General features: G+C 68.1%; 12 protein-coding genes. 5 read left to right on the top strand and 7 right to left on the bottom strand.

Going from position 1 to position 12,211, the window contains the following annotated elements; all coding sequences use genetic code 11:
* The first annotated feature begins 237 nt into the window (after positions 1–237).
* A complete protein-coding gene (locus J0X25_RS22535; protein ID WP_225896718.1) occupies positions 238–1,551 on the top strand; it encodes a YihY/virulence factor BrkB family protein in 1,314 nt (437 codons plus the stop codon).
* Positions 1,552–1,647: 96 nt separating this feature from the next.
* Here the strand turns inward: J0X25_RS22535 and J0X25_RS22540 are convergent, their stop codons facing one another.
* The 6 genes from J0X25_RS22540 to J0X25_RS22565 form a co-directional block, all read right to left on the bottom strand.
* Positions 1,648–2,445 (bottom strand): alpha/beta fold hydrolase, encoded by a 798-nt coding sequence (locus tag J0X25_RS22540; RefSeq protein WP_207289785.1) that lies wholly within the window; start codon positions 2,443–2,445, stop codon positions 1,648–1,650.
* A gap of 184 nt (positions 2,446–2,629) precedes the next feature.
* Complete coding sequence (locus tag J0X25_RS22545) at positions 2,630–3,088, bottom strand: hypothetical protein (protein ID WP_225896719.1); 459 nt, start codon at positions 3,086–3,088, stop codon at positions 2,630–2,632.
* Positions 3,089–3,163: 75 nt separating this feature from the next.
* Positions 3,164–3,484, bottom strand: a complete 321-nt coding sequence (locus J0X25_RS22550) for a hypothetical protein (protein ID WP_225896720.1) — start codon at positions 3,482–3,484, stop codon at positions 3,164–3,166.
* Between the two features lie 122 nt (positions 3,485–3,606).
* Positions 3,607–4,011 carry a response regulator gene (locus tag J0X25_RS22555; RefSeq protein WP_207289786.1) on the bottom strand — a complete coding sequence of 135 codons (405 nt, stop codon included), beginning with the start codon at positions 4,009–4,011 and terminating at the stop codon, positions 3,607–3,609.
* 206 nt (positions 4,012–4,217) lie between these two features.
* Positions 4,218–5,297 (bottom strand): Vms1/Ankzf1 family peptidyl-tRNA hydrolase, encoded by a 1,080-nt coding sequence (locus tag J0X25_RS22560; protein ID WP_207289788.1) that lies wholly within the window; start codon positions 5,295–5,297, stop codon positions 4,218–4,220.
* 165 nt (positions 5,298–5,462) lie between these two features.
* Positions 5,463–6,446: a DMT family transporter gene (locus J0X25_RS22565; RefSeq protein WP_207290846.1), complete on the bottom strand. Its 984-nt coding sequence runs from the start codon at positions 6,444–6,446 to the stop codon at positions 5,463–5,465.
* Between the two features lie 262 nt (positions 6,447–6,708).
* Between J0X25_RS22565 and J0X25_RS22570 the strand changes: the two genes are divergently transcribed.
* Entirely contained in the window at positions 6,709–7,506 is a 798-nt protein-coding gene (locus J0X25_RS22570; RefSeq protein ID WP_207289790.1) for a helix-turn-helix transcriptional regulator, read from the top strand.
* Between the two features lie 77 nt (positions 7,507–7,583).
* Here the strand turns inward: J0X25_RS22570 and J0X25_RS22575 are convergent, their stop codons facing one another.
* Positions 7,584–9,179 carry a GMC family oxidoreductase gene (locus J0X25_RS22575; protein ID WP_207289792.1) on the bottom strand — a complete coding sequence of 532 codons (1,596 nt, stop codon included), beginning with the start codon at positions 9,177–9,179 and terminating at the stop codon, positions 7,584–7,586.
* 277 nt (positions 9,180–9,456) lie between these two features.
* Here J0X25_RS22575 and J0X25_RS22580 point away from each other — a divergent pair, with 277 nt between their 5' ends.
* From J0X25_RS22580 to J0X25_RS22590, 3 genes are all read left to right on the top strand, one after another.
* Positions 9,457–10,542: a zinc metalloprotease gene (locus J0X25_RS22580; protein ID WP_207289793.1), complete on the top strand. Its 1,086-nt coding sequence runs from the start codon at positions 9,457–9,459 to the stop codon at positions 10,540–10,542.
* 162 nt (positions 10,543–10,704) lie between these two features.
* Positions 10,705–11,409, top strand: a complete 705-nt coding sequence (locus J0X25_RS22585; RefSeq protein ID WP_207289795.1) for an alpha/beta fold hydrolase domain-containing protein — start codon at positions 10,705–10,707, stop codon at positions 11,407–11,409.
* Positions 11,410–11,559: 150 nt separating this feature from the next.
* Positions 11,560–12,177 (top strand): class I SAM-dependent methyltransferase, encoded by a 618-nt coding sequence (locus J0X25_RS22590; RefSeq protein ID WP_207289797.1) that lies wholly within the window; start codon positions 11,560–11,562, stop codon positions 12,175–12,177.
* The last annotated feature ends 34 nt before the right edge of the window (positions 12,178–12,211 follow it).

A 12,211-nucleotide genomic window follows, 5' to 3' on the forward strand; every position in this document is an offset into this window, starting at 1 on the left:
GGCCCGTCCTCGTGACAGTAAAAGGTAACTTCGGTCCGCGAGTTCGACGTTAACTGACGAAACGGCGACCGACATCGGAGACGTCAGCGGACTCCAGCACGTAGCGGTCGACTACTGATAGGGATGGTCGACCATCGACGTTCCCATGGACTCACTCGACACGCGACACTTCCGCCTCGCGCGGCAAGCCTGTGCCACACGACCGCATATGGCACTCGCCGTCGACGAGGACGAACCGTGACCGACTTCAGCAGGCGACTCGCGGTCGCGGGCGACGCGGTCAGCCTCGCCCGCAGCGAACAGTTGACGTTACTGGCGGCCGGCGTCGCCTTCTACGGGTTCATCTCGCTGGTTCCGTTGATGTTGCTCGCGCTGGGCATCGCGGCCTCGGTCGGCGGAGAGGCGCTGGCCGAACAGCTGACGGCCGCGGCCACCGACGTGCTCACGCAGTCGGCTCGAGAACTGCTCGCCGAGACGGTCCTCGACGAGACCGGCCGGCAGAGCGCGACCGTCGTCGGCGCGTTCGGCCTGTTGTGGGCCTCGAGCCGGGTCCTCCGCGGTCTCGATCGCGCCTTCTCGCAGGTGTACGGCACCGCGGGCTCGAAGTCGGTGCTCGATACCGCCTGGGACGCGATGATCGTCTTCCTCGCGATCGCGGGCGGCCTGGCGCTGGTCGCCGCCCTCGAGTTACTGATCCGGTACGTCCCGTTTCTGGGGGCGACCGTCGTCGGCCCGATCCTCGTCGTGTTCGGACTGATCGTGACCTTCCTGCCGCTGTACGTCGTCTTTCCCGACGCGGACGTCGACCTCCGGGAGGCGCTCCCCGGAACGCTCGTCGCCGCGTTCGGCTGGTACGCGCTGAGCCGAACGTTCTCCCTGTACGCCGGCTTCGCCGGCGAGTACGCCGTCTACGGCGCACTCGGCGCCGTCTTTCTCGTATTGATCTGGCTGTACGTCGGCGCGATCATCCTCGTCTTCGGCGCCGTCCTCAACGCGGTCCTCGCCGACCGTGAAGTGGATCGGCAGCTACAAAGTCCCGGCCATCAACAGTTTGCGACAGAAGCGATGACCGACGACGCCACGGGTGCCGACGAGGGGGCGCCGGACGACCGCGCAGGGACGGAGACAGGGTCGACGGAGGCGGCGAGCGCCCGCCAGAGCGCCCGGACGCGTGACCGGGCGGACGATCCCGAAGCGCTCCGGGAGGAGATCGAACGCCTTCGCGACCGGGTCGAGTCCTTCGAGGACGACGTCGAGCGCCGCACCGTCAGGAAGGAGTCCCTCGAGAGCGAGCTCAAGCGCTACGTTCGCCGCAAGCAGCGCCGCGGCCACGCCCACGGCTGGGGGCCGTACCTCATCATGCTCTACGGGACGGCGATGTCGATCGGGGCGTTTTACTTCCTGTCGGGCGGCTGGGCGATCCTCGCGATGTTCGTCGTCTGGACGTCGACGCTGGGCCTCTACGCGCTGATGGTGCTGTTCGGCTTCGGACTCACCGTGCTCGGGCTTCCGGGCCGCATTCGAGACGCCATCGGCGACCGACGCTCCTGAACCGCACCCGCCCTCGCGGCGCTCTTTCGACCGGCCGTCCGCCTCCTGCAGCAGTCGGTATCCGGTGAGTCGCCGAGGCGTGGTGACGACGGTGAGTTACCGCGACGCAGTGACGCGCTGGCGCAGGAAGTGCTGGACGCGGTCGGTGTACGTCTCCGGCCGGTGGAGGTTGCAGATGTGGCCGACGCCGGCGAGCACCTCGACGCTGCCGTCCTGGGCCGCCGCGGCGTGTTCGCGCTCGCCGCGGCGCATGAGCTTGTCGTGCTCGCCGTTGAGGACGAGCGTCGGCCCGGAGAACGTCGACAGTTTCGACCGGAAGTCCTCGCCCGCGATGAACGGTCCCGCGTTCCCGAACTCGCGGGGGTAGATGCCGGACTCGATGATTTCCCGTTCGACGTCCGGGGACAGGTCACGGTTCCGAACCCACCGATAGCCGAGTTTCTCGACTACCCGACAGCTGACGTCGGGCTTCGTCGCCAGCCGCGAGATGGCGCCGCTCGCGCGCGTGAGCGTCTCCATCCCGCCGACCGGATTCACGCTCGAGCCCGAGAGCACCAGTCCGTCGACGTCGCTGGGCCGGCGATAGGCGTACTCCGTCGCGACGTAGCCGCCCAGCGAGAGACCGACGAGCACCGCGCTCCCGTCGGTGTGATCGGCGATCACCTGCTCGAGAATGTCGATCGCCGGCTCCATCCGGAACGGCTCCTCCCCCCGGACGCCGTGGCCCGGCAGGTCGAACGAGACCGTTCGAAACTCGTCGGAAAGCGCCCGCTGCTGGGGGAGCCACATCTTTCGGGTGAACATCGCGCCGTGGACGAACACGATCGACCGGTCGTTGTCCGCGCCCATCACGTCGATACCGTCGGGACCGCCGTTGCTGTCTCGACCGAACATAAGTTACCTATCGCGCGGCGGGCCCATAGTGGTCGGGCCGGCGAGACACGGCGTGGGTAGCGCGGAGGCAACGGCATCGGCACACGTGATTCCGAACGGGGTATTACGGGCGCACGCACTGCTGACGCGGGATGAGAAAACCGTCAGTCGTTCGGTCCGATCGCCGAACCGCCGAGCCGACGAGTCAGTTACTGCGCTGATCGTCGTCTTCGCTCGTCCGGCTCTCGTCGATGGCGTCCGTCTCCTCGAGGGTCTCCTCCCCGGTCTCGTCCCGGAGGTCCTCGGCGATTTCGGTCTCCTCGGTGCCGACCGATCCGCCGGCCGGGTCGGTCCGCTGGTCGGTCGCGTCGCCGCCGGTGTTCGCGTCGACGGCGGACTCGAGATCGCGCTCGTCCACGGACGGCATCTCGCCCGCGAGACGGATCGCGTCGTCGGAGATCTCGCGGACGGCGTCGGAAGCCAGCGGCTGGGTGTCGCCGGCGACGCCCTCCCAGCCGATCGAGGATTTGACCGAGTCGACCGCCGCCGTTTCGGGTCTGACGTGAGCGACGTCCCCTTCGACCGACGCGACGACCCCGACCGGCTCGTCGGTAGCGGTCACGACGGCCTTGCCGACGTCGTCGTTCGAAAACGTTGCACACATACGCGAGCCTACCAGCACTCGCGGGAAGCAAGTGGTGCCTGCAATCGTCAGGGCGGCGGCCGGTCGGCGACCGGCTCAGCGGTCCGTCGGGTTCCGCGTGTTGTCCGGTGGGGTTTCAGGCGTATCGGCCGGGGACTCCGCGGCCGTCGATTCCGTGGAAAAGCCGTCCTCGAGGTGGACGCGGGTATCGGTGATCGCGTCGACGGCGTCCGCCTCGAGGGTGAAGGGATCGCCGACCTCGGCCCACCCGAGGCGGGCCTTGATCGAGTCGATCGCGTCGGGTGCGGGGTCGACCCGGGCCCGCCCCTCCTCGATCGCCGCGACGGTCCCGATCACCCGTCCGTCGGCCCGCTCGACGGGTTTCTCGACGTCGTCGTCGGCGAAGGTCGCGCACATAGTGGACGCTCCCCAGCACAGAGGAAGCGCGTACTGCCTGCAATCGCCACGAGTTTTTAGGCTGCTGGATGCCACTCGCGAAAGGAAGGTACTCGGGGTCCCAGAACGGATCGCTCGATCGGCTATTCCGACAGCGATTGCACGGTCGCTTTGAACTCGTCGGGATCGATCGGCTTCACCATGCGCCCGTCCACCCGCTCTTCGATGGCGTCCGACTCGAGATCCGGGTTCTGGCGCGACCCCGAGAGGACGATCAGCGGGATGTCTCCGACGTCGTCGCCCAGTTCCTCGAGCACCTCCGCGCCATCCACTCGCGGGAGATGCAAATCGAGGAGAATCGCGTCCGGCCGTGGGACGTCGGCGTACTCGCCGCGCTGGTGGAGAAAATCCAGTGCCTCGGCGCCGTCGGAGACGACGTGGACGGTGGGATCGAGGCCGCCTTCCTTCAGCATCTCCTTCGTCAGTCGGACGTCTCCCGGATTGTCTTCCACTAAAAGTATTTCTCCAAAGCGGTTTGGGACATCCATCACTACCGAAATCGCCCCTCCGACGTTTAAGAATTCTGTCTCTCTCGAATCTATGTCACCAACCGCTGAGAGTTACGAATTCAGATATTGCAGAAGTATCTTACAGAGATCGGTATTTTCACCATATATAACTTGATATTTTCTCGGGAGGGAAGTCTGAGACGTAATCGGGACGCGACCATCTCGAGCACGTCCTCGACCGACCGTCAATCGATCGGGAACCGCAACAGTGCGCCGACGCCGTCGAACGCGTCGGCGAACCGGTTCCCGTCGGGGAAGTCGTCGGGCACGACGACGGTGTCGCCCCCCTGGGACTCGGTGCGATCGCCGAACTCCTGCAGGGCCTCGCCCTCGAGGGCCGTCGAGAGCAACAGCGTCTCGACCGCGTCGTACTCGAGGGCGTCGTCGACCGCCTCGCGGCCGTAGGCGACGGGTGGCTCGTCGTCGCGAACGCCCTCGAAGAACCGCTCGAGCGCCCCGCGGACGGCGTCGCGGTCGCGCTCGTCGATCGCGTCCTGTCCCTTCTCGGCGAGCTGGCGCAACCCCTGCTGGGTGGCGTACTCGACGGCGAACTCGCCGACGACGCGATCTTCGAGTCGGTGGTCGAGTTCCGCGTCCTCCTGAAACGTCTCGACCGTGCCCGTCGTCCCGCCGAGCAGGAGGCCGTCGACCGGGTCGTCCCCCAGAAACGCGCGTTCGGCGCGGTCGGCGACCTCGTCGAAGAACTCCCGCTTCTGGCGGTCGCGGTCGCGTTCGAACCGCGCGGCGGACTGCCCGCCCGCGCTCGACTTGCCGGGGACCGTGCTGTCGAAGCGCTCGATCGGCTCGACGCCGTCGTCATCGAGCACCCCGAGGGCAGCGCCGCCGCGTTCGACGACAAGCAGTCCGTGGGTCGACTCGGGTTCGGTGACTCCCTCGAGGGGAGCAAGGTCGAATTCGTTCGCGTGGTCGTAGATGGACTCCTCGACGGGGACGGGAGGATCGTCGAAGACGGCCGTAATCAGGTCGCCGTCCGGCGCGCCCGCGTAGATCGCAAGCCCGTCCTCGGGGATCGTGTCGTACTCGTTCAGTTCGCTTCGAACGGTCTCGAGGGCGTCGGTGAGCGGCTCCGGAAACGACTGATCGTCGAGTTGACTCGCCTCCGCGTAGTCCGTCTCGACGGGCTGGCGGGCCTCGCCGATCGACTCCTGGGGCGGGACGGCGAGGGTGACGAGAATGTCGCGGTCGGCCGAGGCGGACGAGAGGCGATCCAGGCGCTCGTGGAGTTCGTACTCTGCGAGAGACATGGTGAACTGGGTGGCCGAACCACCGGCGAGGAGGCCGTCGGAGGGTCGGCGGCTAGCTTCTGTTATTCGAGCCCCTCGGTTGAGCGGCTGGCCGGCGCACTCAAGCACCGTCGGATCGCGAGTTCGCGAAAACGGACGAATCGTGCCGCGCGAGTACGGTCCCGATCAGTCGGACCGGAAACCGCGCGGTTCCTCGGCGATCGGCTCTTCGTCGCCGGACCCGCCCAGCAGCCCGTCGGGGAGTCGCGCGCGGAGGTCGATCGATTCGCTGCCCAGCACGGCGAAGCCGGCGAAGATCGTCAGGAAGCCGAGGACGGCGGCCGGTGCGATCGACTCGCCGAGCAGGGCCGCGCCGCCGAGCGTCGAGACGACCGGGACGACGTAGAAGATTAGATTAGCCTCGATGGCGCTCGTCGCCTCGAGCAGCCCGAAGTAGGCGATGTACGCGAGGACGCCGGCGACGAGGCTGACGTAACCCAGCGCGAGGACGGCGTCGGCGCTCCAGGTGACGTCGCCGACCGACTCGCCGGCCCCCCAGGCGAAGGCGTGACAGAGGACCGCGGCGATAGGCAGGCCCCACGCGATCCGGACCGTGCTCGAGAGGGTTGCCGTCGACCCGGCCCGACGAATGAGGACGGCCCCCAGCGCGGCGCTGACCGCGCCAGCGAACAGGATCGCGCGGCCGACGGCGTCGCCGCCGAGCAGGTTCGCGGGGTCAGGGCTGACCACGAGCGCCACCCCCAGCAGTCCGAGCACCATCCCGGCGGTGCCGCGACGGGAGAGGCGCTCGTCGGAGAGGAGGACGGCCGCGAAGACGGGCGTCAGGATCGGGTTGAGGCTGAAGACGATCGCGCCGACGGCGCTGGTGGCGTACTGCTGGCCGACGAATAGCAGGGCGTTCGACAGGCCGATCACGAGGCCGCCGGTCGCGAGGATGCCGACGACGTCGCCCCGCGTCCGGGGCCGAAGCTCCTCGCGCGAAGCGGTGACGGCGACGTAGGCCAGCATGACCAGCGCGGCGACGTCGAACCGCAGCGCGACGAACGTGAGCGGGGGGAAGTAGGCGAGCCCCGCCTTCGCGGCGACGAACGTCCCCCCGAAGAAGAGACTCGAGAGGACGAAGAAGGCGATCGTTCGTCGGTCCATCAGTACGCCACCTCCGTTCGGGGATCGGTCGGCGAGATCGCCGGTCGAGAGCCGACCGACGAAGAGAGTTCGGAAATCATCGTACATTATCGTAGGTACTCGAGGGGCATAGTTTCGTTCAGAAACTATTTCACGGGAAGAAAATCGGCCGGCGCGGGAAAGGGTCGACTGCCCGGGCAAGCGCTGCGGACCGCGCGGCGACTTCGCACCGTGAAACTGTTTCACGGTGAGAAAACGCTTTCCGATCGCGGGACGGAGTGCCCGTATGGAATCGGCACTCGAGGAGATCGAGTTCCTCGCGCTCTCTGAGAATCGGGTCGAGGTGCTCAGACTGCTCTCGGAGCGCCCGCACAGCCGAAACGAACTGGCCGCGGCGACCGGCGCCTCGCAGGCGACGCTGGGACGGATCCTGAGCGACTTCAGGGACCGCTCGTGGATCCGCCGGGCGGGCAGCGAGTACCTGGCGACAGCGACCGGCGAACTCGTCGCGGCCGGCGTAACCGACTTGCGGGAGATCGTGGAGACCGAACGGCGACTTCGCGGCGTCGTCGACTACCTCCCCGCCGACTCGATGGGGTTCGACCTCCGGCGACTGGCCGACGCGCGGATCACCACGCCGAGCCAGACCCGGCCGAACGCGCCGCTGTCGCGCCTGCTCGAGTTACTCGAGGACACCGCCTCGGTGCGGACGGTCTCGCACGCGTTCAACGAGCAGACCCTGACGGTCGTTCGGGAGCGGACGACGACGGGCGAGGCGACGTTCGAGGGCGTCTTCTCTCGCAGCGCGATCGACGCGCTGGCCGACGACGCGGAGCTACGAGACTCCCTCGAGTCGCTGGTGGCGTCCGACGCGGCGTCGATCCGGGTTCGCGAGGAGTCGGTCCCGCTGGCGGTCATGCTGCTGGACGACGTGGTCTACCTGCTCCTGCGCGACGAACAGGGGGTTCTGCGCGCCTCGATCGACACCGACGACGAGGCGGTGCGCGCGTGGGCGGCCGAAACGATCGACGACTACTGGGCGGACGCCGAACCGCTGGCGGAGTCGTCGGTGGCCCTCGAGTGAGGGGGAAGGGAGCCCGACGGACGCTCGGCGGACGCTCGACGAACGTTCAATGGATGCTCGACGGGCGCGATGCGAGTCTACGATTCGTCCCGAATGAAGTCGGCCGCCTTCTCGGCGATCATCGTCGTCGGCGCGTCGGTGTTCCCGCTCGTGATCGTCGGCATGATCGAGGCGTCGACGACCCGCAGGCCCTCGAGGCCGCGGACGCGGAGTCGGTCGTCGACGACGGCGTCCTCGTCGTCGCCCATCTTGCAGGTGCCGACGGGATGGTATAGCGTCTCGGCCGTCTCGCGGATATGTTCGATCAGTTCTTCGTCGCTCTGCACGTCCGGACCCGGCAACACCTCCTCGCCGCGGTACTCGTCGAACGGCTCGGCCCGCAGAATCTCGCGGACCAGTTTGAGTCCCTCGAGCGCGACCTCGAGGTCGTCGCCCTCGGACAGATACTGGGGATCGATCTCGGGTTCGTCGAACGGCTCTGCGGATCGCAGCGCGATCCGGCCGCGACTGTCGGGACGGAGCCGGAGCGCGCCCAGCGAGAAACCGTGGCCCTCGGGATTGTCGAACCCGTGGTCGACGAAGTACGAGGGGGCGAAGTGAAACTGGATCTCGGGTCGATCCGCGTCGTCGGTGACGTTGGCGAAGCCGCCGGCCTCCGCGACGTTCGAGGTCAGCGGCCCCCGCTTCAACAGGAAGTATTTCAGCAGGTTCACCAGCGAGTCCGCATCGGCGAGCGAGATCGGCGTCTCGCACTCGTAGTTGACGCCGACCTGGAGGTGGTCCTGCAGGTTCCGGCCGACCCCGGGCAGATCCTCGACGACGGGGATATCGTGGTCCGCGAGGTGGTCGGCCGGGCCGACACCGGACAGTAACAGGAGGTGCGGCGAATTGATCGCGCCGGCCGACAGGATCACCTCCTCGCTCGCGTCGACCGTCGCGGGGCTGCCGTCGGCGTCGTCCCGGGCGTACTCGACGCCGACGGCCTCCCGCCCGTCGAACCGTACGCTGGTCACTCGCGCGCCGGTCACCGCCGTCAGGTTGGGCCGGTCGAGCACCGGCTTCAGGTACGCCTCGGCGGCGCTGTGGCGCCGACCGTCTTTCTGGGTGACCTGATAGTAGCCGACGCCCGTCTGATCGCCGGCGTTGAAGTCCTCGTTCTGCGGGATTCCGACCGTCTGCCCGGCCTCGAGGAACGCCTCGGCGAGTTCGTTCGGCGACCGGAGGTCGGCCACGTTTCGCGGGCCGCCAACCCCGTGGAACCGCGAGGGGCCGCGCTCGTTGTGTTCGGCCCGCTTGAAGTACGGGAGGACGTCCTCGTACCCCCAGCCCTCGTTTCCCAGGTCCGCCCAGTGATCGTAGTCCTCGGGCTGGCCGCGCACGTAGATCATCGCGTTGATCGAACTCGAGCCCCCGAGCGTCTTCCCGCGGGGCCAGTACAGTTCCCGGTCGTGCAGCTCCGACTGGGGCTCGGTGTAATAGGCCCAGTCGACGTCCGTTCGGAACAGGTCCGAGAACGCCGCCGGGACGCCGATCTCTCGCTTCTCGTCGGGGTCGCCGGCCTCGAGCAACAGGACGTCGCTATCGCCGTCCGCCGAGAGCCGGTTCGCCAGCACGCACCCCGCCGGCCCCGCGCCGACGATCACGTAGTCGTAGGATCTCCCCCTGCTTGCCATTGTGTCCCATATCATGCGACTGGATCGGTATAGCTCTAGTCCCCGCTGTCATCCCTCGAAAGCGGTGAGAGAGCCCGAAACCCGCGCGGTCGCGCCCATTCTGCCGCGATTCCGACCGCCGTCGTCGGACAAGTTCCGAAACGAGGCGGGTCGATCACGCGGTCGATCCGGCGGACGCAGTCGGGAAGCGGGAACGGAGATACCGGCGGGAGAGTCGCGATTCGACGACTCACCGCCACAAGACATATTCCCGCTCCCGAACGGGTTGCCACAACTGATGGCCGTCTTTCCACACGGCTCCGCTCCGCGCGTCGCGGTGGTCCCGATCGGCGATCCGCCGACGACGGCTTGCGAGACAGTCGCAGCGACGCTCAGCGAGACGTTCGACCTCTCGGTCCCGATCCGGCAGGGAATCGATGCGCCGGCCGACAAGTCGGCGGCCGACTCGCCACGGGGCAACGCCGAGCCGTTCCTCGAGTCCCTCGGGGACGAGACCGACGGGATCGACCTCGCCGTCGGCGTCACGGAGACGCCGCTCCGTACCCATCCCAGCGACCGCGCGCTGTTCGGCCTCGGCCTCGAGTTCGGCCCCGTCGGCGTCGTCTCGACGGCGGGGTTGTTCTCCGGAGACGAGTCCGATGACAACGGGTCCGATGAGTACGGGTCCGACGGCGACGAGCCGTCGGCGCTCGAGCGCGAGCGGCTGGCGACGGAGACGCTCGCGGTCGCCGGGGCCATGCTCGGTCTGCGAACGTCCCTGCACGGGACCGACGTCCGCGCCGAGCAGCCGTGTGCAGGGTCGGCGAACGACGCGCTCGACCAGCTCGACGCGGCGCCGGCGAGCTACTGCGAGGACTGTCGACGCGCACTGACGGGCGAGTCACCGGTGCTCGAACCGCCGGGACCCGACGGCTGGATCGTCCGCCCGCGCCACGAGGCGGTGTTCGCGTTCGCGGACCGGTGGGCGCGCGGCGAACCGAAGTGGCGGGATTACCCGCTGATGGGGACGGGACTGCTCGTCGTGAACGCCGAGCGACTGGGATCCCGGCTACGGGCGCACCTCGGACGGCTGCCGCGACCGGGGTCCGTCTCGACCCGCGACCTCCCCCGGCCGGTCCGCGCGACCTACCGAATCGCGCACTGCTGGTCGACCGTGGCGTGCTACCTGTTCTGGATCTTCGTGTGGCTGCGCGCGTTCGTCGACGTCCACGCCGGGCTGTTCGGGACGGCGTTCTCCGCGGGCGGCCTCGTCGCGCTGGTGGCCGTCGGGGTCGTCCTCGGTATCGTCACGGGGCGGTTCGTCGCGGCGATCGCAGGCGGGTTCTACGGCGGTCTCCGGGGGCCCGCCGCGGGGAATCGCTAGTCAGGGCCCGAGGACGAACCGGACCATTTCGATCGGCCAGAGAAACGCAACGAACCCGACGACAGCTCTGGTCGCCTCGAGCGAGACGCGTCTGCATCGCGTCCGCCGTCGCTCGACATCCCACCGGTACGCATTTCCCGGTTCGTTGCGAGTTCGACCGGTATGCGACGCGAGGTGTTCAACGACGCGGGGGAGCGGAACCTCGTGTTCGTTCTCGGCTGGGGGAACCGCATCGACCACGAGAACGTCCAGTGGGTCGTCGACCGACTCGTCGACGCCGACTACCGGGTTACCGTCTTCCAGATTCCGACGGTGATAACCGACTTCGACGCGGAATGGGTGGCGCCGGTCGCGGAGTACGTCGACGACCTCGAGGGGTACCGCCTCCTGACCCACAGCACCGGCGGCCTCATCGCCGAGTTCCTCGAGGGCGCCGAGACGCGCGTCTACCTGAGCCCGTGGTGGGGGTTCCACGACGACCTGCGCACCCCCGTCGTCTCGCTGCTGCTGAAACTGCCCGTCTCGCGGTCGATCCTGCCGACCGGCGGGACCGATCGCGAGATGCTCGGCGAACTCGCGACCGATCGGCAGCTCGCGGACACGCCGGGCCGCGTCGCGCCGACGTTCCTGCGGGAGGCCAAGCGCGCCCAGCGACGCTTGCCCCCGTTCCAGTTTCCCGAGTCCGGCGTCGTCTTCTACACGCCCGACGACGCCGTCGTCGGCGTCGACGCCATCCTCGAGCGCGCGCCCGAATCGAACCGCGTCGCCTACGAGGGGGGCCACCAGCTGTTCGACTCGCCCTCGCGCGAGACGCACGTCGGAACGATTCTGGACGCGCTCGAGGCGGGGCGCGCCGCGCTCGAGTGAGCCGTCGGCGAGGGATTCGTCGGAGAGACTCGCGCGGACCGGTCTCGCTCCGCCGACCGCGGTCGGGGCGGTTAGCGCGCGGCTCCGCGGTTGGGTCGCCGGTGATGTCGCGTCCGACGGGCCTTTAGGTCCTCGCCGTGGACGGTACACGTGAATTCTAACGAGGTTCGGCGGCAGTGGGAAACGCGATCCGGCGCGTATTCGCCCGAGTACTACGCCTACTACGGCCCTGACGAGCGCAGCGAGTCGGTCCGCACCCTTCTCGAGCGATACGTCGACCGGGACGCGTCGATTCTGGAACTGGGCTGCAGTTCCGGCCGTCACCTCTCGCATCTCTACGAGCACGGCTTCGAGGAACTGGCGGGCATCGACGTCAACGACGACGCGTTCGACGTCATGCGGGAGCACTACCCCGACCTCGCCGACGCCGGCACGTTCTACCACGACACGATCGAGAACGTCGTCGGCGACTTCGACGACGGTCGGTTCGACGTCGTCTACTCGGTGGAGACCCTCCAGCACCTCCACCCGGACGTCGAGTGGGTCCTCGAAGACCTCGCCCGGATCACCGACGACCTCCTCGTCACGGTCGAGAACGAGGGCGAGAACCCCCAGTCGGACGATCTGGAAGTGAGCTACGTCAACGGCGACTTCCCGCTCTATCACCGCAACTGGAAGCGCGTGTTCACCGACCTGGGCCTCCTCGAAGTCGACGCCGAGTCCGGGACGCGGGATACCGTCCGCGCGTTTCGCTCGAGCGAGGAGTGAGTCGGTCGAGGAATGAGGCGGTCGAGGAGTGTCT

Origin of the sequence: Haloterrigena alkaliphila (assembly GCF_017352155.2) — an archaeon.
In the GTDB taxonomy this organism is placed as follows: domain Archaea; phylum Halobacteriota; class Halobacteria; order Halobacteriales; family Natrialbaceae; genus Haloterrigena; species Haloterrigena alkaliphila.